The sequence below is a fragment of the Bradyrhizobium sp. sGM-13 genome, assembly GCF_018398875.1.
Classification (GTDB): domain Bacteria; phylum Pseudomonadota; class Alphaproteobacteria; order Rhizobiales; family Xanthobacteraceae; genus Bradyrhizobium.
Map to the genome: position 1 here is coordinate 1 of NZ_JAGWDK010000044.1, position 23,149 is coordinate 23,149.

General features: G+C 58.8%; 16 protein-coding genes and 5 pseudogenes. 8 read left to right on the forward strand and 13 right to left on the reverse strand.

The annotated features are described in order from the left end of the window. Positions 1-703 precede the first annotated feature (703 nt). Together KJQ96_RS34095 and KJQ96_RS34100 are read left to right on the forward strand one after the other, a co-directional pair. Positions 704-1,096 (forward strand): avidin/streptavidin family protein, encoded by a 393-nt coding sequence (locus KJQ96_RS34095; protein WP_057854504.1) that lies wholly within the window; start codon positions 704-706, stop codon positions 1,094-1,096. A 217-nt stretch (positions 1,097-1,313) separates the two neighbouring features. Continuing rightward, on the forward strand, positions 1,314-1,919 hold the full coding sequence (locus KJQ96_RS34100) for a TetR/AcrR family transcriptional regulator (protein ID WP_213257465.1): 606 nt from the start codon (positions 1,314-1,316) through the stop codon (positions 1,917-1,919). 376 nt (positions 1,920-2,295) lie between these two features. On the opposite strand, the gene KJQ96_RS34105 is transcribed toward KJQ96_RS34100, so the two are convergent. Continuing rightward, entirely contained in the window at positions 2,296-2,664 is a 369-nt protein-coding gene (locus tag KJQ96_RS34105) for an amidohydrolase family protein (RefSeq protein ID WP_213290637.1), read from the reverse strand. 50 nt (positions 2,665-2,714) lie between these two features. Here KJQ96_RS34105 and KJQ96_RS34110 point away from each other — a divergent pair, with 50 nt between their 5' ends. Next, positions 2,715-3,254, forward strand: coding sequence for a hypothetical protein (locus KJQ96_RS34110; RefSeq protein ID WP_213290638.1), 540 nt, complete (start codon positions 2,715-2,717; stop codon positions 3,252-3,254). 126 nt (positions 3,255-3,380) lie between these two features. On the opposite strand, the gene KJQ96_RS34115 is transcribed toward KJQ96_RS34110, so the two are convergent. After that, a complete protein-coding gene (locus KJQ96_RS34115) occupies positions 3,381-4,490 on the reverse strand; it encodes a Fic family protein (RefSeq protein ID WP_213290639.1) in 1,110 nt (369 codons plus the stop codon). Positions 4,491-4,695: 205 nt separating this feature from the next. Between KJQ96_RS34115 and KJQ96_RS34120 the strand changes: the two genes are divergently transcribed. Next, on the forward strand, positions 4,696-5,880 hold the full coding sequence (locus tag KJQ96_RS34120; RefSeq protein WP_213290640.1) for a P-loop NTPase fold protein: 1,185 nt from the start codon (positions 4,696-4,698) through the stop codon (positions 5,878-5,880). On the opposite strand, the pseudogene KJQ96_RS34125 reads toward KJQ96_RS34120, so the two are convergent. The 5 genes and pseudogenes from KJQ96_RS34125 to KJQ96_RS34145 form a co-directional block, all read right to left on the reverse strand. Next, a pseudogene (locus tag KJQ96_RS34125) lies at positions 5,810-7,174 on the reverse strand (IS30 family transposase). The gene KJQ96_RS34120 and the pseudogene KJQ96_RS34125 sit on opposite strands and share 71 nt — an antisense overlap. A 46-nt stretch (positions 7,175-7,220) precedes the next feature. Continuing rightward, a pseudogene (locus tag KJQ96_RS34130) lies at positions 7,221-7,837 on the reverse strand (IS3 family transposase); the annotation flags it as partial. Positions 7,838-7,846: 9 nt separating this feature from the next. Beyond that, positions 7,847-9,214 (reverse strand): IS110 family transposase, encoded by a 1,368-nt coding sequence (locus KJQ96_RS34135; protein WP_213290642.1) that lies wholly within the window; start codon positions 9,212-9,214, stop codon positions 7,847-7,849. 200 nt (positions 9,215-9,414) lie between these two features. Beyond that, positions 9,415-9,735: a transposase gene (locus KJQ96_RS34140; RefSeq protein WP_213290643.1), complete on the reverse strand. Its 321-nt coding sequence runs from the start codon at positions 9,733-9,735 to the stop codon at positions 9,415-9,417. A gap of 174 nt (positions 9,736-9,909) precedes the next feature. After that, complete coding sequence (locus tag KJQ96_RS34145) at positions 9,910-11,142, reverse strand: Fic family protein (protein ID WP_213290644.1); 1,233 nt, start codon at positions 11,140-11,142, stop codon at positions 9,910-9,912. A gap of 743 nt (positions 11,143-11,885) precedes the next feature. Between KJQ96_RS34145 and ybgC the strand changes: the two are divergent. Next, positions 11,886-12,330: pseudogene (ybgC, locus tag KJQ96_RS34150) on the forward strand (tol-pal system-associated acyl-CoA thioesterase). A gap of 94 nt (positions 12,331-12,424) precedes the next feature. On the opposite strand, the gene KJQ96_RS34155 reads toward ybgC, so the two are convergent. From KJQ96_RS34155 to KJQ96_RS34170, 4 genes are read right to left on the reverse strand one after another with little or no spacing between them, the layout of a single operon-like run. After that, a complete protein-coding gene (locus KJQ96_RS34155) occupies positions 12,425-13,096 on the reverse strand; it encodes a DNA-binding protein (protein ID WP_213290645.1) in 672 nt (223 codons plus the stop codon). Next, on the reverse strand, positions 13,071-14,261 hold the full coding sequence (locus tag KJQ96_RS34160) for an ImmA/IrrE family metallo-endopeptidase (RefSeq protein ID WP_057900883.1): 1,191 nt from the start codon (positions 14,259-14,261) through the stop codon (positions 13,071-13,073). Before KJQ96_RS34160 ends, KJQ96_RS34155 begins: the two co-directional genes overlap by 26 nt. Continuing rightward, positions 14,254-15,633 (reverse strand): 7-cyano-7-deazaguanine synthase, encoded by a 1,380-nt coding sequence (locus KJQ96_RS34165; RefSeq protein WP_309142508.1) that lies wholly within the window; start codon positions 15,631-15,633, stop codon positions 14,254-14,256. The genes KJQ96_RS34160 and KJQ96_RS34165 overlap by 8 nt, the downstream gene beginning before the upstream one ends. After that, positions 15,630-16,205: a hypothetical protein gene (locus tag KJQ96_RS34170; protein ID WP_213290646.1), complete on the reverse strand. Its 576-nt coding sequence runs from the start codon at positions 16,203-16,205 to the stop codon at positions 15,630-15,632. The genes KJQ96_RS34165 and KJQ96_RS34170 overlap by 4 nt, the downstream gene beginning before the upstream one ends. Positions 16,206-16,494: 289 nt before the next feature. Here KJQ96_RS34170 and KJQ96_RS34175 point away from each other — a divergent pair, with 289 nt between their 5' ends. Both KJQ96_RS34175 and KJQ96_RS34180 read left to right on the forward strand, forming a co-directional pair. Next, entirely contained in the window at positions 16,495-17,307 is an 813-nt protein-coding gene (locus KJQ96_RS34175; protein WP_057841659.1) for a type IV toxin-antitoxin system AbiEi family antitoxin, read from the forward strand. A gap of 71 nt (positions 17,308-17,378) precedes the next feature. Next, on the forward strand, positions 17,379-18,350 hold the full coding sequence (locus KJQ96_RS34180; protein ID WP_309142509.1) for a nucleotidyl transferase AbiEii/AbiGii toxin family protein: 972 nt from the start codon (positions 17,379-17,381) through the stop codon (positions 18,348-18,350). Here the strand turns inward: KJQ96_RS34180 and KJQ96_RS42290 are convergent. Together KJQ96_RS42290 and KJQ96_RS40735 are read right to left on the reverse strand one after the other, a co-directional pair. After that, positions 18,340-19,062 (reverse strand): annotated as a pseudogene (locus KJQ96_RS42290) (IS630 family transposase); the annotation flags it as partial. The gene KJQ96_RS34180 and the pseudogene KJQ96_RS42290 sit on opposite strands and share 11 nt — an antisense overlap. A gap of 97 nt (positions 19,063-19,159) precedes the next feature. Beyond that, positions 19,160-19,216, reverse strand: a pseudogene (locus KJQ96_RS40735) (hypothetical protein); the annotation flags it as partial. A gap of 864 nt (positions 19,217-20,080) precedes the next feature. Here KJQ96_RS40735 and KJQ96_RS34195 point away from each other — a divergent pair. Beyond that, positions 20,081-23,140 carry a Ulp1 family isopeptidase gene (locus KJQ96_RS34195; protein WP_213290648.1) on the forward strand — a complete coding sequence of 1,020 codons (3,060 nt, stop codon included), beginning with the start codon at positions 20,081-20,083 and terminating at the stop codon, positions 23,138-23,140. The last annotated feature ends 9 nt before the right edge of the window (positions 23,141-23,149 follow it).

Genomic DNA, 23,149 nt, shown 5'->3' on the forward strand with positions numbered 1-23,149 from the left:
GCCGCCATTATCAAGATAAAACTGCCTTCCCAAAGCTAACTGGACAGGCTCCTAGCGCGGACACGAATTCCAAACGTCCGGACGGCTCGACTTGTCCGCGACCTGTTTCTCTGGCCGAGCGGATATAGTGTCCAAGGCTTATCGGACGCAGAAGTTCGACAATGGATTTTGAAATCATTGGAAGGCTAGAAAAAAAGCAATCGATGCGCGAAATTTCGCCAACCATAAGTCGGTTCGAGCGGCGTTAGCAACCGATTTTACGCGTCTGCAGATAAGAAAGCACGATTATCTGCACTGTATCGCCAACTCTCGCTTAATCAGCTGAGCTACGTTCGGGCGACTTCCCAGCCTCAATCCGGGCAGGCTCGATGGATTGGCTAGGGGGTGTCATGGGTTGATGACTTGGGGTATTCGGAGCGCCAATTGATGCATTCTCGGCAGGATATCGGGCCAGATTACCCGAACCACGCGAAGCGGTTTGCACCGAAAGCGGCGATCCCAGCGAAACCATGAGCGCGACGAAAGCTCATGCGTGTTCGGGGCGCGCAGTAGAGAAATTTGGTGAGGGCTTGCGTACGGTTCGCACGAAGAAAGTTGTGAGATAGAAAAAGCAGCGAAGATGCATTGCACAAGTTATTGCGGCGGCCGAGAATATGATCTAAGAGTTGCTACCTTTAAGCGAACTCTTTTTTGGGACTTTAATATGAAAAAGTTTCTGGGGCTTTTCCTGATCGCCCAGTTTTTCTTGCTTTCCGCCGAGGTCATGGCGCAGGGGCTTCCTGCTCCCTCGTACTGGAAGAATGAACGAGGTTCGGAACTGTTTGTTTGGTCCAACAACAACGGGGCAATACAGGGGGTTTTCACAAACCATGCTCAAGGGTTTGCGTGCCAGGGCATTCCTTACCCTGCATCGGGAGCCTTCGGTCCAACCGGCTTGTACTTTGTTGTTACTTTTGCCCAATGCAATTCCTTCACCCGCTGGGTCGGAAAGACTCACGGCTCCCAAATGCCCACGTCTTGGACGCTGTTCTACATCGACAAGAATGGTAGACCCAGTAAGTTGAAGGGCAAGGATACATTCACGCGCGTATGGTAGTTTGCGCGCCGACCCGAGGCACCTGCGTCCGCAGTGAACATTTTCTAAGTTATTGATTTTTCTTGTCGTAGCAGGTGTTTCCGCCACGTTTTGTTCACGGTCGTTCCACCGAATTCGTTGCGATTTCGTTGCGGCACCTCTTAAGGAGAACAACTCTCGCTGCCGGGCGTGAGCATCTTTGTGACGTGCATAGGGCAGCAACGTCGGTGTGCGCTGCATGCAGAAAGCGACGCCCGTACTCGCGGCGCAAGGGCATGAAAAGATTTCAACGGCAGCGATCGCCAAGGCTGCAAGGGTCTGCGCCGGGACATTTTACTTATACTTCGGGTCCAAGGAAGAACTGCTTGTCGAGCTCTTCAAGGGCAATATCGAAAGAACCTGGGACGATGCGTTTACGCTCGTTCGAACGCGCGATACGCTCGTTGAACAGCTCTCCTGCCTGCTAGCGAATACGACAGCAGGTCACGATCGAGATCCCGCGCTGTCCCGCATATTCTTCCGGGAAATTCTGTTTATGCAGCCGCCGGTTCTCGCAGCTGCATCGGACTTTGCCGCATCCGTACTCTATCGCCGGCCTTCTTCGCGCGTCGCAGGACCGCAACGAATTCGCTGCCGAGGTCGACCCAGCATTGCTCGCTCATGTCGTCTTCGATCTTGGTTTCAGTCAATGCTGCGCCATTACAGCGGCGCAGTCACCGCTGACATGCTGGCCCGTCGGCTGATCAAGGCCATCCGAATGATTGTCACGGCCATGTGCCCGGTGCGGCTTGAACGGGTTAGCCCGTGCGCGGCGGCTACCGCTTGTAGACTTTCGACGGCGTAGCTCGCATCAAGACCGTACATCGCGAAAGTTGCGACAATGACGCGCCAGAGAAAAGGCTCTCCCCGCCTAGCTCAACAGGCCCGTACTATTGGGCCCTGCGCAACGCGGACGGGATCATACTTAGGTAGCGGTTGCGCGGTTGGCGTGCCAGCAAATTAGCAGAGTCCGCGCGAGCGGTTGGTGGCGATGTTGTTCGGCCAGCGCGTGAAGAAGCTCGATGCTGTTCAACTCGCCTTGGCGCCGGAGACCTCAAGATCGCCATCGCAGCGGCGAAGAAGCTGAGGAGGAGAAGCACGATCCCCCGCACTGTTGAGATGTGTTTCCGGGGATGAATCAACAGCAGCGCAGTCGCGTAGGCAAGAGGGCTTATCGCCTTCTAAGCAGACTTCACTACCGGCCAGCGCCGGCGGGGATCAAGGCCGAGCCGGTGCGCGATCCGCTCCTCGGCAAGGCTGGCCTCGGCGATGGCCTTGCCCGCATCGATACCGGTCGCGCGGCCGGAGTCGAATACCACGTTGCCGTCGACAATGACGGTTTGAATGCTCCGACCGTCTGCGCAGTACACTAGATTTCGGACGACATCGTGGCGAGGCACCCACTCCGGCGTCTCAATGTCATAGAGGGCGAGATCCGCCGTCTTCCCCACCTCCACCGACCCCAACTCGTCGTCCCACAGCACAGCACGGGCGCCGTTGAGTGTCGCCATTTCCAGTGCCGTCTCGGCGGGGACCAAGTTGACGTCCATGCGCGCGTCCTTGAAGAGGCCGGCGGTAATCCCGGCTAGGAGGCTGGTCCATGAAGGCTCTGATTGCTCTCATCGCTGCTATTGCAGGCGTTGCTGTGACCCTGGCGCACCTAAAGGAAGGTGTGCTGCACTTTCACCTTCCTAAAGATCTGACTTGGACGACCGCGGGAACGCTGCTCTTTTCGGTTATTGCGCTTGTTATCGGCCTAGCTCACCTCCGCCATTCCATTAAAGTGCTGATGCAGCGCAATGTCATCTGCGCGGCTCTCGTAGTCGTGTTTGCTGTGTCCCTCCTTTCCCTTGTTGTGGGGGGAGCCTGGCTGTTTGGGATGATCTTTATCGATGCATTCCGTTCCGAGAAGCATATCGTGCTCGTGCTGAGCAGTGTGTGGGGCGGCGGTGCCCTCACTCTTGCGAGCCTCTTCATTCTCGGCGCGATCGGGGAAAAGTACTCGCCTGTCGGATGGGTTGGAGCGAACGATAACCGCGACCCGAATGCGCCGGCTCGTGGCCGATACCTATCTCAGTCCGAGAACATCAGAGCTTTACGGCCGACCAGTGCCTGCGCCGATGACGAAGTATGTGTCTGAACGACTTCGGCCTGATCCGATGAGAGAGCGCCCTTCGTCGTCACCGCCTTGACCGGCGCCTTCCATCAAGCTCAGTGCTATCGCGTCGATACTGGTTGACATGTTCAAAGCGGCGCATCGGCGAATCTAGGTGTCCTCTGGCAAATTCAGTTTGTATCGGGTGTGCCTGAGTTGGCCCGTTTTCGTAAACGCGCCCATTTCGACAAGATCTTGTAGGTCTCTTGTCGCGGTGGCGCGTGATGTCTTGGTGATGCTGATATAGTTTTCCGCACTCAGGCCGCCCTTGAACCGATCGATGCCTTCGTGGAACATACGCGCCACGACCTTTTCTTGGCGCTCGTTGAATTGACCGCGAAGGCGCTCATAGAATTTGGCCTTAGCGACGTAGAAATCGACCCGATTAATTGTGCTCTCTTGCGCTTCGAGAATCGTCAGCGCGAAATATTTCAGCCAATCGGTGATTTCGAGGTCTTTGTTGTTCCGCTCCAAAGCTTCGTAGTAAAGCCGCCGCTTGCGTTCGATCGTATAAGCGAGCGCAATGAGCGTCGGCTGCCCGAGATTTTCCGCCAACGACTTTTCCGCTATGGCGCGTCCGATACGGCCGTTACCATCCTCGAACGGATGAATGCAAACGAAATAGAGATGCGCGATACCGGCGCGCGTAAGGGCGGGCAGGGGATTTTTTCCCTCTGGCGCGCCGTCATTGAACCAGATGATGAACGCATCCATCTCCTTTTTCATTCTGTTGGAGGGAGGCGCCACAAAGTGAACTTTGGGCTTTCCTGCAATCGGTGTCACAACCTGCATCGGTTCGGGATGGGTGCGGTAGCCGCCGATGTCCTGGATTTTCCGATCGCCGCTCATCAGCATCTTGTGCCACTTGAACAACATGTCGAGCGTCAGCGGATCGGCGAATCTTTTATAGAGATTCGCCATCATTTCCGCGATGCCGTGCTCGGCTTCGTTGACGTTGGTATCGTCGCCCTCAAGTCCGAATTGCTGACGCAGCGAGCATTGAACGCTCTCGCGCCGCAGTATCTCGCCTTCAATTTCCGAGGTTTTTACCGCTTCGTCGCTGATGAGCTCGATTTTGAGCATGTCACGGTCGTCCTGGCCGACATGCTTGAAAGCGCCCAAGAACTCGCCGGATTTGACGAGAAACTTGGTTTCGAAGGGCTCTAAGAGCTTCGAATCAAAGGTGAATTTGGGCCAATCGGACTTTTCCCAGTTCCACATGAGCTATAGAAACCTCCGCTATACCTCAGAATAACTGCATTTATGAGCTATAGCAACGAATTCTATAACTCACGGGCCTGCTATTGAGGGACAAGCGGATGACGATGCTGCTTGGCATTGCATCACAACTCAGACGTGCTTTAATCTCGAACTCAATTGGGGCGTCAAACAAAAACTTGGAGACTCCGTTCGCCGGTGCGGCTTCATGCGGCCTAATTCATATCGACAGCACGGATGTGGGAACGACACTAACCGCGACTTTCTAAATTTTACCGGCGTCTCTGACACGGTTGTTGAAATCATCGTTCAGGCTCAGGGCAAACCGATCTCCATTGGAGTTTCTGGTGCGTGGGGCGCTGGCAAGTCCTCAATGATCAGACTCGTTCGCGCTGGGCTCGAACAGCGCGCCGAGGGCAAGCGGTCAGATTTCATTTTTGTTGAGTTCAACGCTTGGCTTTATCAAGGATACGACGACGCGCGCGCGGCATTGATGGAAGTTATCGCGACAGCGCTCGCAAAGGAAGCCGAACAGCGCAGGACCGGGCTCGAAAAAGCCAAAGAGCTGCTGCAACGCGTGAATTGGTTTCGCGCCGTGAAACTTGGCGCAGGATCGGCCTTAGCGCGTTCGCTCCGCCTACCGCGGACAGGAATACTTAATGAAGCCATCGAACTCGGGAAAAAAATTGCGATCGGAAATGCTGGCGCTGACGACATCGCTAAGGCCGAAGGCACAGTAACCGATGCCGCCAGCAAGGCATCGGGCCTGATCAAGCCACGCACCGAGTCCTCGCCGCCTAAAGAAACTCATGCGATCCGCAAATCGTGCGAGGAAACCCTCGAAGTAATGGGCACGAAGCTTATTGTGCTGATTGATGATTTGGACCGCTGCCTTCCGCAAACGACGATATCAACGTTGGAGGCCGTTCGCCTTTTCTTGTTCCTGGAAAACACGGCGTTTGTCATTGCCGCCGATGACTCTGTCATACGTCACGCTGTCCGCCGTCACTTCGATGGGATCGTCGATGAAGGCTTGGTGACAAGTTACTTCGATAAGCTCATCCAAGTTCCTATTCGCGTTCCGCCCCTGGGGACACAGGAAGTAAGGGCGTATTTGATGTTGCTGTTTGTAGAGAACAGCACAGGTGGCCCCTTTGCTCAGACCGATGGGGTTCCCTTGCTGCCGTGGCAGGTAAACGACGCCGAACGCAGAATAGCCGAAATCTGGGGAGCGCCTCTGGAAGAAGTCCAGCATGTACTTCACAACAATCTTCGTATGCTGGGCGGATTCAAGCGGTCGTCGCAACACCGACTATGTTTACTCATGGCAGCAACTCGTCAAGCGCTTCTGCCGGCGTTTGCCAGCCCAGAGTCTTTCTTGGTCGAGCATTGAGGGCCGCTGCCACGGCGGCGATTTCGTCAGCGCTGTGGATGCTCAGATCTGTGCCTTTCGGGAAGTACTGACGTAACAGCCCATTGGTTTGTGCCACGCTGCCATGGGCTTTGCGGGTCGCAGAAGTAGACTTGGCCACCCCCATCGATCTTGAGACGATCATGCTGAGCCATTTCGGCTCCCTGATCCCAAGTCAGCGAACGACGCAGTTCTTGGGGCAAGGTGATGATGGTGCGCGTAATCGCGTCCCGCACGGCTTCGGCCCCGTGTCCCGCGAGCGCAGGGCCGTTCTTCGTGCGCGGAGCTTCGCCATGCCCCGCGAGCCGGGGAAGATGCAATAGCATCGTGAAACGCGTCGTGCGTTCGACCAGCGTGCCGATCGCCGAGCTGCCAAGACCGAGGATGAGATCTCCCTCCCAATGTCCCGGTACCGTTCGATCGGCTGCTTCGGCGGGGCGTTGGCTGATCATGATCTCCGGCGAGACAAAGCCTTTCCCTCACCTGCGCACGCGCGCCCTGGGCACCCGTAACACGCGTCCTGTTCTCAAGCAGGCCGTCAGTTCGCGGCGCAGTACTCCCCGGCCCTGAACGAAGAGGGACTGATAGATGGCTTCGTGACTGATACGCATCGTCTTGTCGTCCGGGAAGTCGATCGGCAAGCGTCGGGCAATCTGCTCCGGGCTCCAAGCCCTGGCCCATCGTCGATCCTTTCGCGGGCCATGCCGGCGACCCTTCCACGGAACCGCGGGACCAGGAACGGGAGCGCCGCTCGGGGCCACGACGGCGCTGGCAAGTCTCTCCTCCACATAAGTGTGCAAGGTTGTGTTGAGCGCAAGCTTGGTTGGTTTAGGCCGACGGGCGGATCGATCCGCATGCCACTGGGCAGTCGTCGCCCGATACTCCAACCCGCCGCTGCGGGTGGCTGCATTGCGCCGCAGTTCTCGCGAGATTGTCGAGGCGGATCGACCGAGACGACGCCCAATCTCCCGGATGGAATGGCCCTGCACCTTGAGAAGCGCAATCTCTTCGCGCTCCACCAATGACAAGTATCGCCCGGAGAACGCCTTTGCTGAGGACTTGAACATCGCTGTGGCATGCCGCCCGCCTTTCGAAACCATCTGGTTCCTACAGGCTGTGACACCCCGGCTTCCAGCGCAGCATCTTCGCTGCTTTGCCCTGCGGCAATAGCTCGCCAGAAACTTCTCTGTTCATCCCGTCCAGCCACAGGCGGTCGTCCTGACGATGGTAATGGCGCTCGTCCAGACCGTGCCGATCGCCGCTTTCGAATGCTCATCGCAACCTCCAACTCCAGAGTGTTGCGACGACCGCTTGAATCCGCCTTGAACACCGCGATCGGAATGTTGGATCAGGCCGGCGCCAGGCCGCTGCGCCGAGATGGCCATCCGCAACGCCGTGAGTGGCAGTTCGGCACGCAAATGATCTTCCATTGCCCAGCCGACGATCCTGCGGCTGTAGAGATCCATGACGGCGGCCAGATAGAGCCAGCCCTGACCGGTCTCAATGTAAGTGATATCGGCGAGCCAGATCCGGTTCGGCGCGGCGGCGGTGAAGTTCCGATCGAGCAGGTTTGGGGCGATCGGGAAGTCGTGGCGACTGTCGGTGGTCCGCACCCGACGCGGCTGCGCCATGATAGCCCGAACGCCGTGACGGCGCATCAGCCGCTCGATGCGGCCGCGGCTCACCCCACGGCCCTGAGCCTTCAGCTCGATATGGATACGCGAGCTGCCATAGCGTCCACGGGTTTCGTGATGGACCCGCTTGATGTCGTCGACGAGTTCGCGGTTGGCGGCAGATGCCGGCTCTCCGGGCGCGAGCGCCAAGCATAATAGCCGGCCGGCGAGACCCCAAGCACGTCGCACAGGATCGTCACCGGGTAGTCGGCGCGGCGATCTTCGATGAAGCGGAATCTCATTTCGGTCCCCCAGCAAAGATCGCGATCGACTTCCTAAGAAACAGCCGGATTGGTGTCCCCCGAAATGGCCTGCAACACGAAGCCCAGCGATTTGGCCCGGCGCTGAAGGTTGGCAAGGACACGGCTGCGATATTGTTCTTCATAATAGTCGCCCCCCGGATCCTTGTAGCTCATGCCATGCCGGAGTGCGTTGTAGAACAGAACCGCAATCTTGCGGGCGGTCGCCGTCACGGCCTTCGACTTGCCCGCGCGCGAGGCTAGCCGCCGATAGAATGCTCCGAGCGCCGTATCGCTCCGCCCGACGGTTGTGGCTGCCAACCGCAACAGTGCTGCTGCCCGACTGGAAGATCTCCGTGTGCGCGAGGACAACACCTTACCGCCGGAGATTTTGTTGCCTGGTGCAAGGCACAGCCAGGAAGTGAAGTGCTTTGCGCTCGGCCATGCCTGCAGATCTGTGCCGCACTCACCGATGAGCTTCAATGCCAGCGATGGGCCCAACCCATGAATCTCAGTCAGATCGATGCCGAGCACACCGTACAGCGCGGTCCTGACATCGAAGGTAGGCGTGTTGACCTGCTTGGTCTTGATGCGTGGCTTAGATAGCTTTCCGGCCGGTCTTTCGCCTCTATTGTTTAGGGCCGCGATCAGGACCTCGAGCTTGCGGTCGCAGTCGAGCATCTTCGCCTGGTAGACGTCGTAGAGTTCCAGCGATTGGGTCAGCGCGAAGACATGTTCGTGCCGGTCGTTGCCCACAAGTGCCGCCCGGATCGTCTCGATGGATGAATGGTATCGCACGTCCCGATAGGTTGCCAAGACGTCAGGATTCCGCTCGCCTGCAACAATGGCTCGGATAATCCGCATGCCGGTCGCGCCCGTGATATCGGAGACCACATGATGGAGTTGCAGATTCATCTCCATCAGGGCCTTCTGCAAATGCTGGATATGGGCCGCGGCATATTCCACCAGCCGCTCCCGTTGGCGCAGATACGCGCGCAGAGTTGCAATCTCGGCATCAGGTCGGAAGCTGCCACGTAACAGGCCATAGGAATGAAGCTCGCGTAACCACGCGGCATCGCTGACATCGGTCTTGCGCCCGGGCACGTTCTTGGCGTACCGCGCATTGACCAAAATCACATCAAACCCGCGCTGCTCCAGGATCTCGTAGACGGGGATCCAATAGACCCCAGTGGATTCCATCGCGACGCTCTTCACGCCGCAGGCTTTGAACCAGTCCGCCAGATCATGCAGGTCTCGCGTAAATGTGCCGAAGGAGCGCACAGGCACGTCGGTGGAAGCGGGATTAACCGCAGCCATGTGCATCTTTGATCCGATGTCGATTGCGGTGGCCCCAACGTTGACCGGCTTTAGTTCCGGTCGGTCGCCGGTCGTCCTCTTGGGCATGGCAATCCTCCAATCAATGATGAGTAGGAGGGTCTGGGCTATGCCAATCGTCATCTTCCTAATCGGGATCGCCGCCAGGGCGACGTCACCACTCTCAAGTTCGCATACACCCATGGACCATGTTTTTTAACGGGGTTTGTGCCTCCAATAATCGAACGGCCGCTACCCTCCCAGCCGCAGAGGATAGCACAAGGCTGTTTCTAGGCCGCACAGGCGCGCCACGGTGCTGGACAGTTTTTTAAAATGTCGCGCTCCATGCGCAGCCGCTCGTTCTCTCGCTGCAAACGGGCGATCTCTGCCGCGTGGTCCGCCGACGGCAGCGTCGCCTGCGTTGTGGGGCGCCGCGCCGCCGCCGTCGGCTCCCGCCCACCCCGACGTCGTTCCACCCAACGCCGCAACACGGAATCGGGCAGGCCAAGTTCCTTGGCGACCGATCCGATCGAGCGGCCGCTCGAAGCCACCAGATCGACCGCTTGCCGCTTGTAATCGTCCGTAAACGACCGACGTTGACGTCCTTCCATCCGACACCTCCTGACTCATCGAGCCTACTACAGGTGTCCATCAATTCGGAGGAGGTTCAGCCTGTCGCAGGGTGCTGTTACAGATCAGCTTCGATCACGGCAAGCGCGACTATTAGCATCGCGGCTTTCCGTTTAATCGGGTTCACGCTAACGGCCGCGCATGGTCATTATCCATCACGGCCACTTCGGGCTCGCCTTCGCGGCGTCGTCAGGCTCCGATTCATCGGGAAGGATCGGTTGTTCACCGAAAGGACGGTTGATGATGTTCAGCGCATCATTCGCGGCGTAGACGCGATTGCGCGAGTAGCCCGTCCGTTCGGCGAGAATGCCAGCCTCCTCCAACTGTGCGATAGCCTGGTGCGCTTGCGGCGGGCTGATCTCGAGGAGTTCTCCGAGCCGTTTGGCGGTTAGGACCGGGTAATGGGGAAGCTCGTCGAGCGCGCGCGCGGCCGCCGATCCCTTTCGGAATTTGCGACGGCCCCTCCACAGTTCTGACAGTTCGGACAGAGCCGAGCGCGTTTTCATGAGCTCTTCGACGGTGCCGGTCACGGCCTCTGCCATAAAGATTATGATAGGCCGCCAGTCGAGGCGCTGCTGCGCATCCTTCAAGGAAGCGTAGTACGCGCCCTTCTTCGCCTCGATGTATGGAGATAGATAAAGGGGGACGTGCTTCTCGGCAGCCATCATCAGTGGAAGAAGAAGACGACCGACGCGGCCGTTGTCATCGCGGAACGGGTGGACCGCCTCGAAATGGGCATGCGCGATGGCCATTCGCGTAATGAAACCCTGGGTCATCTGCTGCATTCCCTCGTTGCGGAGGTAGTCGACTGTCTGAGCGAGGCAAGCCGGCACCTCATCGGGTGGCGGCGGATTTAGGCTTGAATAGGCGATGTTGCCGCCCCCTCCGATCCACACCACGCGCGTGCGGAGTTCGCCCGGAACGTCCTGGTAATCGGGATCATCTTTCATGATGGCGCGATGGAGACTCTTCAGGAGATCGATCGTGAAGACGCCATATCCGTCCTTCGCCGCCAATGGGATGAAATCGTCAAGAGCCACAGCGTAGTTGCGGACCTGGCGCGCGGCATCCTTTGCGTCGTCGCCGCCGGTCTCCTCGACCGAAAGGAGTTCATCGAGCGTACTTTGGGTGCCCTCGATCGAGGACGAACTGACCGCCTCCCGTCGGGTCAGGATTCGGCTGACAATGTAGGGGTCCTTCATCTGAGTCGCGATTGCGTCTATTTTCCCGAGCGCGCCCTGGGCATTGTCCAAGGCCTTCATCGCTTGGATAACTAAGACCCCGTGCTCCGGGGGAGGTGGTGGGATGATACCGTAGTGCGCCTCATACGGGTGCGGGAGCCGTTTCAGGGTCTCCCGGATTGTGTGGCTGAGATCGCTGCGCTTCATGGCAAAGCCTAGCTTGGAGCCTGCTTTGGTATTTATAATTAGGGTTTCTTATAAAAACCATAACAAAATCTGCTTTTTTGGCGCTCCCTTAGGGTTCCCCGAGATCTTGGGGAACCGGAAAACAAGCGAGCTGGTCGTCTCAGTGGTTTCAGCTCTGCCGTGCCATCCTAAATGCGGACAAGCCGCTTTCAGCGTAGCGAGGGGAACTGAGACCTCCGGCTCCGCGATCAATCATCCGACTTCATCATCTGAGCGGCAGGCCGGCAGGCCGACATCGCGGGCGCACGGCTACCCTTCGCGGCAGGGAAGTGAGTCGAAGCGCCGGCGCACGTCGCAGGAAGAAGAGGAGCTGAAAGCTCATCGGCGATAATCGACCGGGCCTGGTCGCCGGGTCATAGGTTCAAATCCTATCCCCGCAACCACCGATGCTTGCGATTGCAAATAGAGTCCCAGCCTCCGAAGGGAAGCCGGGGGTTCTTCTTGCCCGCCGCAAACCGCAGGATCGCAGCGAGGTCGCCGCGTAGCGCAATCGCGAGTTCTTCCGTCTCGAGCACGAGTGTCACCTGATTGACCAACGTCCGGAAAACCTCCGCAGCTTCGGCCTCGATGTCTGCAGCGCGGTGCCTGCCGTATTCGGGCGACCGGTTCAGCTTCCGGCAAGCGCAGGATTTTAGCGCTTGCTCAAAAAACCGCCTCTGTGCAAGACAATTGGTCCCTGTACGCGCAATAAGGGGAACCGCGCTGTGACAGTCTCTCTTGACGGCGAAATTCGAGACGGACGGCACTACATGCAGGTGCGTGTCTACTTTGAAGATACCGATGCCGGCCAGATTGTCTATCACGCGAATTTTCTGCGTTTCATGGAGCGCGGCAGAACGAATTACTTGCGCCTGCTCGGCACCAATCAGCAAGCGCTGCTCGAGGAAACGCGGAACGACGCCCCGGGCTTCCGCCTTCGTTGTCCGTTCGATGACGATCGACTTTCTAAAACCGGCAGTCTTGGACGACCTCCTTGACATTGTCACGGTCCCGCAAGAGGTGAGAGGCGCGTCGATTGGCTTGCTGCAGGAGTGCAGGCGCGGGAACGATCTGTTGGTCTCGGCGCGCGTACGGGTCGCGTTTATCTCGGGCGGAAAAGCGCAGCGCATCCCGAAGGCTCTGAGGCTCGCTATGGAAGAGCACAGGTAAACCTGCGTTTCGTTCACGCTTTAACGCTCCCGCGACCCAATGAAATCAATGCGTTGGCGTTCTGTTGCGACATCGTCAAGTCAGAGTTCGCCGTTCACTTTAGATTCGGGAGCTTCGCGCTGTCGGCAGAATTTACAGCGGCGGCCCCAGAGCGCTCGTCGAAAATTTGCTCTCGATACCCAGGGAGGCAAGTGCAATCGCGTGAACGCTCCATCCCTATAAGTGCGATAACGCCTTCCACTCTTTCTAATGGAATTCGCATGCGCCCGTCGCGAAGAGCGAGATACATCGCTTCGATGATAGGTTGGTCGCCGAGGACCGCGATGGCCGTTGGATGACGTAAGATGTCTAACGACCAGCCTGGATTTCGCGTTTTCAATAGCGCGCTGGCGCGGCTTCGTCCGCGCCGTTCATCGATAACCGGCAGGAAAAATCTTGCTGCCGCGATGGCGATCGTTGCAGCTTCGCCGTCGTCAAGGGAGGGCGAGGTAGACGTGAGTTCATGAAAAATCTCGTACTCGGCGTCGGTCATAGTGGCGAGCGTTACGATTCCACGCGTCACGAGATCAAACAGAAAGCGGTGCTCGCCGTTCTGCCGGCTCGTCTCGTGCTCCAGCTCTCCAGCCACGATCTCGGACACGACGACATCATTGGGAATGGACGCGAGGATGCGCTCGCCATATTTGCAAGCGTGAAGGTTGATCAGAACACTTGTGTCGAGAATCAGCGGATCCGCGATATCAATCAGGGAGCTTGTGCAACTCATCCGTGTCTCTTTCCTCAAGCTCGATCTGGTCGATAACGCCGCGAAGCTCCACTCGGCCCACCTTCAGCAGCTCCGCCAATTGTCCTTCCGACATGAGCTCGCGCTTCCAGGCGGCATGCGCCATCAGGCTCAGGCGGTGGGAGATGGGTCGGTCCGCGTCGCTCTTTGCGGGATCGCGGCGATCGGCCATTTCGCCGAGGACCTCTCGGACATTGTCATCGGTGATGCCGCCGTTGTTTTCGAACCATGCCCAAGTGCCTTTCTTGGCAAGGCCCAATTCCTCGAGCCGCAGCCCGCAGGCTTGGCGCGAGATATTATATTGCTGGGCGAGGAGAATGATCAGGCGCCGGGTCGTTTTGCCGGTGATCTCCTTCAGTTGGCGGAAGCTTTCCGAGAAGCTCTCGGCTGGCGTCAGGAATGCACGGCCAAAGACGTTGGCATAGCGTTCATCGCGTGAGAGGAACTTCTCATCGTCTTCGAGCACTTCGGGAATCCGACGGGTACCATAGAAGTGGCCGACCTCATGCGCCGCGGACTGGATGCGCCGCGGCAATGGGTGGTTGGCGTTTAGAAGTATGCAGGCGCCGACACTTTCATCGTAGGTGAAGAGGCCAGCAACCTTTGAACTGGATGAGAGACGACGCTGATACAATCGGATGCCAAGACCCAGTTCGATGACCGAGAAGATGTCGGCGATCGGCCCCGGACCGAGACCCAGCCAGTCGCGCAATTCCTTGGCATGCTTTTCTGCGAGGGCCGCAACGTCGCCCTCGTTTATACCGTGTTCCGGGGGGTAATTTCGACGTCGCTGGATGCCGAGGATATTCTCCATTTCAACGTCCGCTTTAATCAGGTCGTTGAATAGCTGAACGGCTTCAGTGGTGTGCGCGTCCTCCGTCTCCCGCAACTTGCGGAACCGAGGCATCAGATCGGTATGCACTGCCTCGCGGCGGAGGAGGGCGTTGACCGATACGCCGTAGTGGCGCGCGAGCGTCTGGATTTCCTGGATGCGCACACGGCGCACGCCCTTCTCGATGGATACAAGGGTGGGGCGGGACATGCCGATGACCTGGGCCGCGTCATCCTGGCGGACGTCTGCGTTCTCCCGTGCTATCCGCAGGCGGCGTCCTATTTCCTGTGCGCTCAGCTCATTCAGATCAGCCATTGCGCCCTCCATCCATCCAGCTTTTCAAAAAGCTTTGATCTCCTTGCGCGGACAAAAATGCCCGCCATTCCTCGGCATGAGTTACCAACATCGTCCTCAGTTTCTTCAGAGTGTCTTCGTAGTTTTCCGCTATCGCAGCTGAGATTTGCGAGGCGTGAACGCGAATGTTCTCGTCAGGCAAGCCGCTCATTTCCGCGAGATGCTGCAGGTGACGCGCACCGACGCTTCCGTATTCGACCATGATGTCCCGATCAGCCTTTTGGGGTATGACCGACAAGGCATCGGCCGCGTCAGAAGCGGCAAGGTCGGACACGATATACGTACCAGGCGCCTCGTTAACGCCAGCGGCATGCAGGCTGAGGCGTCTCAGCAAGCAAGCCGCGCACAGGCCACACTGCTTCCTACCGCCCACATTGACGACCCGGCGCGTTTGCCAACAGGAATGGGTACTCGTCAGATGCTGTTCGGACTTTCCGATCATGTCCAGAAACGCGCGCAACGTCTGACCTTTCGTCGACCAGAGGCGTGGCTGCTCAAACCGCACTCGGTAGCCCAGCACTGCCTTGATGAAGCGCTCCATCTTCCGAAAGAACGTCGGATGGTTGCGATAGTCGGCGTAGATGTTGTGCAGCGGGAGAAGTACCGGCCCAAGCGCGCCCTGGCCGCTCTCCGGAACAATGACGCGCGTCACGTTTGAGAGCTGTGCAGCAATCGCCGTCACCGCCGCAAACTGAAATCCCCGCGAGCGGAAGCTGCTTTCGTTCCCGCGATATCCCTTCACCTTGAAGGGAATCTGCGTGAAATAACTATCCCCGTTTTTGCGCCGCTGGCGATTGCCCGCGACCCGGATACACAGTGCCTCAGCCTCGCTCCCGCTCAGAGCGGAGACGGCACGCGAATCCAAACCATCGCTGTAAGCGACGGCGAAGGTCTTGGCCTTGCCGAAGTCCAACGGCATCTGCCGCGTGCCGATCGGCGAGAGGTTCTTTGCCTGGACAAAGGTCAATCGCCATGCGTCGCCGGTCAGGTGGTTCAAGACGCCGTGCAGGGCCTTCAGAACCTCCGGCTTCTGCCAGGCCTTAAGGTCGATGACTGGGATCGCCACATCGAAGGTTCGGCGCCAGCCCAACGGACGCTTCCAACGCCGGTCAGCGAACTCGATGGCGGCGCAGAGAACAAGCATATCGTAGTGCAGCGGCTCGAAGCCCTTTACGTCAAAGCTATCCAGAACCGCCGGATTAAAGTAAATGTGACGGCCGACCTCCGCGATCACAGCACCCTTCGGGAGGGTGCGGCGGCTGCGCTTCTGTCCCTTCTCGATAACGATCAAGCGCTTTTCTTGCATCGGTGAGTATTTCGGATTGGCGCTCACTCTTCGGGCCCCTCATCTACGCCGGCTTTCTTCTCAACCGTCTGCCTGAACGCGCGCTTGTTGCCGGTGGCCAAGGCGTCGCAGAGTTCGCTGGGCTTGATGGCAGCGAACGTCTCGCGGTTCCGCTCGATTCCCTTCTGGTAATCTTCGCGGCTCATGTCGCCGAGCTCGCGGGCACGAATGCATTCTTCGTCGAGCCGGTTTTTGATGGTGCCGATCCATTCTTTTGTCGTGCTGTCGAGCGCCTGATCGAGCGCCTTCTCGGGAGGGAGTTGATCCCGGAGATTCGCAATCAGATGTCTTTGCAGGGTATCCGCCAGTGGCGACGTTGGATGAGTCTCGAAAATCGTTTCGACCGCCGTGACCGGGTCTAAGTCCATTTGGGGGCGGTCGGCATGAGCTTTGAGTTCATCGAAAAGGGGACTGAACGTCTTCATGTCCACGTCACCGATCATGCTGTGGCACGCCTGCGTCGTTCGCTCCTCACGGCTCGTGGCGTCGCTGACCAGGTCTTGGCCATAACGCTTCCAGCTGCTGGGCAACTCCGCATTTCTGAATGGTCCATCGCTCATGGCCGCCTCCCATGTCGGCAAAATAGTAACAAAATCTAACAATGTCAATTTACAGCGTAAATTATCTGACATTGGAGATCCGTCTAAGGAAACCGCTTAATTCGTCTGATGCGGTCCTTTCGCGGGGCGGTTTGTTCTAGAAGTGCGCCGGAAGGGGTAATATTTAGCCCATACGGCGCGTTTTCGCCATCAAAGGGACGGCCGATCGGCCCTTTTCCAGGAAGATTTGTTGACAAATTTGCGTCAGACTGGCTATTTATTACCCGCCTTGGCGCAGAATTGAAGACTTATGCAACCCCGCCAGCACAAAACGGCCAGCTTCCTGTCGGCTCATCCGGTCTTCACCCGGGCTGAGTTCGCGGCGGCCTTCGGCCATCCGGCGAGCGCGGCCAATGTCACCAGCCTGCTTAGGCATCACCTGCGCGCTGGCAACATTAAGCGGGTCAGTCGCGAGGTGTTTGCCGCAGTGCCGGCCCACATGGCGGCGGAGCGGATGGTGATCGACCGCTTCGCCGCGGCGAGCAAGCTGCGTCCCGATGGGGTCCTGGGATTTCACTCAGCCCTTGAGCTGCACGGCATAGCCTATTCCGAGTTCAACGAGGTTCAGCTTATCAGCGCCGGACGGACCGAACGCGTGGACCTGCCATTTGGTGCTTGCCGCTTCGTCACGCCGGCGAAGGCGTTGGCGGCGACAGGCAAGGCCAACTACCTGACCGCGACTATGGACCGGCAGGGAGTGACGGTCCGTGTGACGGCGGTCGAACGCACGGTCGTCGATGTCCTACATCGGCCAGAACTCGCGGGCGGCGGCGAGGAAGTTCTGAAGTCGCTGGATCTGGTGCGCTATCTCGATCCGGCGAAGGTCGCCGACTATGTCGAGCTGCTGGATAATCGGTCGCTCGCCTCGGTTTCCGGCTGGTGGCTCGAGAAGCGGCGCGCCGCGCTCGGCGTCTCCGACGATGTCCTGGCGCGCCTGCGAACACGGCTTCCACGATCAAAGCATTATGCGCTGGGTGCGGAACCCGGTCATGCGGTGCTCGTCGAGCCATGGCGCGTGCTTCTCCCAGCGCAGGCGGTCGACGCCGCCTTTGAAGGCGTTTGATGGTCGCGTCGCGAGAAACGCTTCAGGACATTGCGGCCGAGCGGCAGCTCCAGCCCGCGACGCTGGAGCGTGTGATCCGGCTGATCGACATTCTCGATGCCTTCGGCGCCGACACGCTGATCGGGCCGCGCGTCGCCTTGAAGGGCGGCACGGCACTCAACGTCTTTCATTCCGATCTGGACCGCCTCTCTGTCGATATCGACGTCAACTATGTCGGCGCGGTCGACAAGGAACAGATGGACGCCGACCGCCCGGGATTGGAAGACCGGATCGAGCGCTTGATGGAATCGAAAGGGTACGTCGCGCGGCGTGAGCCGTCCGAGCACGCTGGCGGCAAATGGATTTATCGCTACGCCTCTGCGCTGGGCGGCGCGGGGACCATCGAGATCGATATCAATTATCTCTACCGCGGCCCGCTCTACGGCGTGGATCGCATGCCATCGGTGGCAATCGGATCCTACCAGGCCACGAATGTTCCGGTCCTCGATATCCACGAGATCGTCGCCGGCAAGATGGTCGCGCTGATCACGCGGCGCACCGCGCGCGATCTGTTCGACGCCCACCGGATCATCGCCATGCCGTCTCTCGACTGGGCGAAGATCAAGGCGGCCACCTTGATGATCGGTGCGAGCGCCAAGAGCTTCGACTGGCGCACAGCCTCGCCCGAGGAGATCGGATGCGAGGTCGGCGACATTACCGGCAAGCTGACCATGTGCCTGCACGATCGGTATTTCGACAGCTTTGGCGGCCCAGCAGCTTGGATCGAGAGCGTCACGACCGAATGCCGGGAGAAGCTCGCGCCGCTGTTTAAGTTCACAGCGGGGGAGGGCGCATTTTTGGATGCCGTGCTGGACCGGGGTGAGATCGCCGCGTCTTCTCTGGAGGTGCCAGCAAACGTGCGCGCCTCGATAGAAGCCAGTCCGGCCCTGCGGTGGAAAGCGCAGAATGTCAAAGCTTGGAAATCTGGCGACAAGTTGCTGGCGCCACGTACAAGACGAGCAGCGCGGCCACGTGGAGAGACTCTAAAGCGTTTCACAGTTTGATTGAAGCGTATCCAGCGTTTGCGAAATAGTTGCTGCATTCACCTGCCTGGATTGTGCTGACGAGACCGCCGATGTGGCGCCAGAGCTCATCGACGGTGCGTTCCTGGGCCGCGCGCATCCAGTGCTTGATCTTGGCGAAGGCCTGCTCGATCAGGTTGAGGTCGGGTGAGTAGGGCGGCAGATACACAGCCTTGCGCCTGCGGCCCTGATGATGCGGCGCAACTCTGCGGACTTGTGGCTCCCGAGATTGTCCATGATGACGATGTCGCCTGGTCCGAGACATGGAATGAGCAGCTGTTCGACATAGGTGCGGAAGCACTCGCCGTTGATTGGCCCATCGAATACGCAAGGCGCGGTCAGTCGGTCGCAACGCAGCGCACCGAGGAACGTCATCGTGCGCCAGTGGCCATGCGGCGCGAAGCCGCGCAGGCGAGCGCCCTTGGGCGCCCATCCACGCAGCGGAACCATGTTGGTCTTGATCCATGTCTCATCGATAAAGACCAGGCGTCGCGGATCGAGGCTGGCCTGCCACGATCGCCAGCGGCGGCGCCGGCGGAACGGCCCTGTTCAAGAGCGAACAGCGTTCTTTGAACCGTAGCCCCTCGCGACGCAGGAACAGCCAGACCGCGTTGTGCGAGACCTTGACCCCGCGCGCCGCCAGTTCGTCCTTCAGCGCGTGCAGCGTCAAATGCGGCGTCTGGTTCAGCCGCTTCCGGCATGCTCCGCGATCGGCCCTGGATCACAGCCTCGGCTCTCTCCTGCGCCGCGTCCAGGATGCCTTGCGCGATCTCCACGTCTTCCAGCGGCAAGTGATACTGATCTGGCCGCAGCTTCTCGGACTTCGCGCCGAACTTCTCGCGTCTCAATTCCCCGAGAAATGACCTCCAGCCGACGTCGCGCTTCCTCCGATGCCGCCAGTGCCCCCTGATGCTCGCTCAAGGCTGCCTGCGTTTGCGCCAAAGGCGCCTTCAGGCGTTCGTTTTCGTTGAGCAGCGCCGCAATGCCCATTTGACGCGCTTAGCCGCAGATCATCAAGATGGAAGGCGATTTATCACATCCTGAAACGCGGATGCAACCCAACCAGCCCCGCCACGACGGCCGCCAGAAAGGACTTGAAGCCTACGTGGCGTCAGGTTGTACAGTCTAAATCGTACGAGTGGTCATCGTCTCAGACGCTTCGTGATCGCAAGCAGGGGTTTCAATGTCTCGAGTTCTAAGGTGCGCGCGAGTTTGTTGCTGCGCGAGCCTGAATCGAAGTCGGCTCGTACGGAATGTGGCGGCGGTCAATTGGAGCTGAGGCAGCACGTGCAGTTCGAGATCAAATCGGGGCGCTTTCCGCAGCCGGGCGGCCGCAAGTTCAAATCCCGATGTGTCGTATGCCGCGCTTTCGCGCAGGGCGCGCCAACGCTGTTGCCTTCCGATCGGGCAAATATCTGTCCTTCCCTGTCTCCGGCTGTTGTGAGTGCAAGCCGCGACGTGAATCCATGCCTTTTTATGAAGGGACCGTCGTTCTTTGGCGCGCGGCCACCTGCTGCCCAGTTCGTCTGCGGCAGCTAAGGCTGGGGCTGGTGTGAGTAATGCCCGAACTCGGAGCGGGGCGCGACGACTGTCCTCTTGTTCTGGTTGCCGATCTCGGCAATTGGCTTTCTAAAGCTGGAGTCTTTGTGGTCAGCGCACCCAAGTGGGCTCTGGGGCAGCTATGAAGAGTCATCTCATCTAGGGAGAGTGGTATGGAACCTAGCTATAACGATCCGAACTATTGGACGCGTTGGTACGATGACCAGCAAGAGCTGCTGCGTGCGCGGCAAGAGTCGGATAATGAACCTGCGGATCAAGCTGGCTTTGAGCAGCAGTTGGGCGAGCTGCAACTCGGCTTCCCTGAGGAGAGTTCCGCTGAGCTGAGTTCGCCCGATACTCGACCCGCAAAGGCGCACGACGGTATCCCGCGCACTGACGTTGGCGGTTCGATGTGGATGCCGCCGCTGTCCAACCTTCGGGATAACTCGTTCAACAGCACGCGCTATACAGCACCATCGGAACCGGAGCCCGTCGAGCGGACAAGGAATAAGAGCGGAGGACTGTTTTCTCGCGTTAAATCAGGGCTCGGCAAAGGCTTCGGAGGAAGTCGCGATGAAAAGTCGATCGGTGGCCCAGCTTCGGATGTGGTCTATTCAGAGCTTCGTATCGATTGCTACAAGCGCAGCCGCGCATCCGAAGAGGACGCGGCCCTCATTTCCGAGTTCGCGCGACGGGCTGCAGGCAGTTATGCTCCCAGTAGCATTGAGAAGATGGCGCAACATCTGGGCCGGTTCTGCGACTTTTTAAAGTCCAACAATTTGACACTGGCTAGCCTGCTTGAAAACCCTATTCAGTTGAAGGCCCATGCGAATGAATTTGTGAATGCGGGGGGCATAAAGCGAGTGCATACCGCATTGGAAGCGCTTCGGAAGTCCCGCGCCGGCGAGTTGTTGTCTCCTCCTCCTTCTCCGCCGCCCCTTACCGGAGACGCGCTACTCATTCGCCAGTACGCGGCAGCAGCCCGGGCACATAATGTTCCCGGCAATACCTTCAGAACGCATACGGATGTTCTTACGCACTTTGCTGAGTGGCTCACAGCCAAACAGAAGCCATCCCTGACTTCTCGGTTTCGAACTGACGAATTAGCCGAGGACATCATGGCCTACGGCGAGGAGAATGACCACAACGGCCGCCTCTTTACGGCCCTGAATCATCTCCGAAGGCTTCGGCCTGACGGGGGAGGGTTCGAAACACTCGGACCGGGGCCACGCGTCATCGGGCGCCGTACTTTGAGTGCTTATGAGAGCGACGCCGGCATCATCGACGGCGCCACTGACGTAGCCTTGGGCAGGCTTGGACCTGAATCGACTGCCAAAGAGAGGGCGCCTATCCTCAACGTCGCTAGTAATCAGCGCAAGCTTAGTGACTGGCTGAAAAGAGAGGGCAGGGAGAGCATAGAGAGTCGACTCAACGGCAGTGAGGAGCAGGAGAAACAATTGCAGAAAGATATCTCGGAGTTCAAGCGAGACATTGGCTATCCGGCAATCAGCTTGGGGATCAACAACCTTCGGGGGTACCTACGCGGCGAGCTCCAGCACGGGCTTCATCCTCTTCATCCTCGCCGGCTTCATCCTTATGACGACGACGCCAGCATCATCGATGGCGTGGCCAAGGAACAGCTAAGCAAGCTCGGATCCGACCCGGCTTCCCAATCGAAAAAGAAAGATGTGCGGAATACTGCTTCGGCGCAACGTAGCTTCAGTGATTGGCTCCGAACCACGGGTAGAGAGAGCATAGTGAGTCGAATCAACGGCAATGATCAGCAGCAACGGTCGTTGAACGTAGATTACCGGGAATTCACCCAAGCCAAACGGAGCGTCTGCCTGAGTTTGAACAAGCTACTCAACCAGCTTGGGCCGTACCTACGGCTCGTCGAAGCAAACAGAGCGCTGGGTGTGGCCTTCCCTGAGCGGCCGAGTCAGGAATCGCCGCTTGCCGGGTCGAGCTTATCGTGGCCGCGAGTGCCGTCCGACTTCGACCCGAGCGAGTGGCTGCCGCTCGCGCCAGCTTGGTCGCCGCGAGTGCTGTCCCCGTCCGAATTCAGCCTCGGTGATTTGCCGACGCCGCCTGACTTTGGTCCAAGTGAGTGGCTGTCGCTGTCGTCCGACTATGAGGCGAGCATGCGGCTAATTCCGGAGGCCGCGCCAGCTCGGTCGTCAGAGATCTACCGCGGTCTTAATTCTCTGGTTGATCTGCCGTCCACACCGCAGAATCGGACGTCAGAGATCTACCGCGGTCTTGATTCCCTGGTTGATCTGCCGTCCACGCCGCAGGAGATGCGTGACGATGCTCAGTCTGCGCTGGCGCCTAGCTCCGGCGTCAGATCGCCGTTCTTCATCGGGCCATCAGGCGCACCTCAGGAACTAGAGGATATCGGACATCTCGTCGGTAGGGATTGGCAGCATGGTACCCAGCCGGTCCCGGATTTCCTGGTTGATGTGCTGGACAATAGAATGCTGTTGCCGAATTTGCGCATCGTTCCACAGCCGGTCTCTATCAACGGTGAGACCTACTCGATCATGTTGGGACCGCGAGGGCGCCTCGATGCTCAATTTATCCATCATCCTCGTCCATCCTCGGCTCCGGATGCTCAGATCGGCGCGTTGGCTACGGGGGCCTCTTCTTCCCGCGACCGCAGCGGACGGGTGCTCGACGCCGAGCAATGGCTGGGTGACGAGCATATCCAGCGGGATTACGAGCTCCTAGCGCAGGAGCTGGGGCGGAGTGATCCGAATCTCGCCACCCGGACGCGGTTCGTGGATCCCCTGATCGCCTTTCAGCTGAGCCATGGCGCCGATACCGACGCGCTACGCGCGCTCCATCGCCTTGTCGATGATCGGAATGGTAACGATATAGTCGATTTCCTGTTCTTGCCAGTTAGCGATGCCAGCCCTACGGACCGCGCTCGCCGCGGCGAACATTGGTCGCTGCTGCTGATTGATCGCCGCGATCGGGAGAGGCCGGTTGCCTATCACTACGACTCCGCCCGGGGATTCAATGATCGGCCTGCAGGACGGCTCGCAGAACGGCTGGGCGCCAACCTGCAAGCCGCCAGCATGCGCCAGCAGAATAACGGTTATGATTGCGGCGTCTTCGTAGTGGATGGGACCCGAGCGCTGGTTAGCCGATTGGCGGTAAGACGGCAGGTAGATGTGAACCTCGACAATCTCGTCGTCGATCGGCGGGCACTGCAAAATCGACTGAGGGGCTGACGCCGGCTT

What these genes read in the sequence shown, in the direction of transcription:
- KJQ96_RS34095 (WP_057854504.1), top strand. Translation starts at nt 704, where the DNA reads ATGAAAAAGTTTCTGGGGCTTTTCCTGATCGCCCAGTTTTTCTTGCTT.
- KJQ96_RS34100 (WP_213257465.1), top strand. Translation starts at nt 1,314, where the DNA reads ATGCAGAAAGCGACGCCCGTACTCGCGGCGCAAGGGCATGAAAAGATT.
- KJQ96_RS34105 (WP_213290637.1), bottom strand. Translation starts at nt 2,664, where the DNA reads ATGGACGTCAACTTGGTCCCCGCCGAGACGGCACTGGAAATGGCGACA.
- KJQ96_RS34110 (WP_213290638.1), top strand. Translation starts at nt 2,715, where the DNA reads ATGAAGGCTCTGATTGCTCTCATCGCTGCTATTGCAGGCGTTGCTGTG.
- KJQ96_RS34115 (WP_213290639.1), bottom strand. Translation starts at nt 4,490, where the DNA reads ATGTGGAACTGGGAAAAGTCCGATTGGCCCAAATTCACCTTTGATTCG.
- KJQ96_RS34120 (WP_213290640.1), top strand. Translation starts at nt 4,696, where the DNA reads ATGCGGCCTAATTCATATCGACAGCACGGATGTGGGAACGACACTAAC.
- KJQ96_RS34135 (WP_213290642.1), bottom strand. Translation starts at nt 9,214, where the DNA reads ATGCCCAAGAGGACGACCGGCGACCGACCGGAACTAAAGCCGGTCAAC.
- KJQ96_RS34140 (WP_213290643.1), bottom strand. Translation starts at nt 9,735, where the DNA reads ATGGAAGGACGTCAACGTCGGTCGTTTACGGACGATTACAAGCGGCAA.
- KJQ96_RS34145 (WP_213290644.1), bottom strand. Translation starts at nt 11,142, where the DNA reads ATGAAGCGCAGCGATCTCAGCCACACAATCCGGGAGACCCTGAAACGG.
- KJQ96_RS34155 (WP_213290645.1), bottom strand. Translation starts at nt 13,096, where the DNA reads ATGAGTTGCACAAGCTCCCTGATTGATATCGCGGATCCGCTGATTCTC.
- KJQ96_RS34160 (WP_057900883.1), bottom strand. Translation starts at nt 14,261, where the DNA reads ATGGCTGATCTGAATGAGCTGAGCGCACAGGAAATAGGACGCCGCCTG.
- KJQ96_RS34170 (WP_213290646.1), bottom strand. Translation starts at nt 16,205, where the DNA reads ATGAGCGATGGACCATTCAGAAATGCGGAGTTGCCCAGCAGCTGGAAG.
- KJQ96_RS34175 (WP_057841659.1), top strand. Translation starts at nt 16,495, where the DNA reads ATGCAACCCCGCCAGCACAAAACGGCCAGCTTCCTGTCGGCTCATCCG.
- KJQ96_RS34195 (WP_213290648.1), top strand. Translation starts at nt 20,081, where the DNA reads ATGGAACCTAGCTATAACGATCCGAACTATTGGACGCGTTGGTACGAT.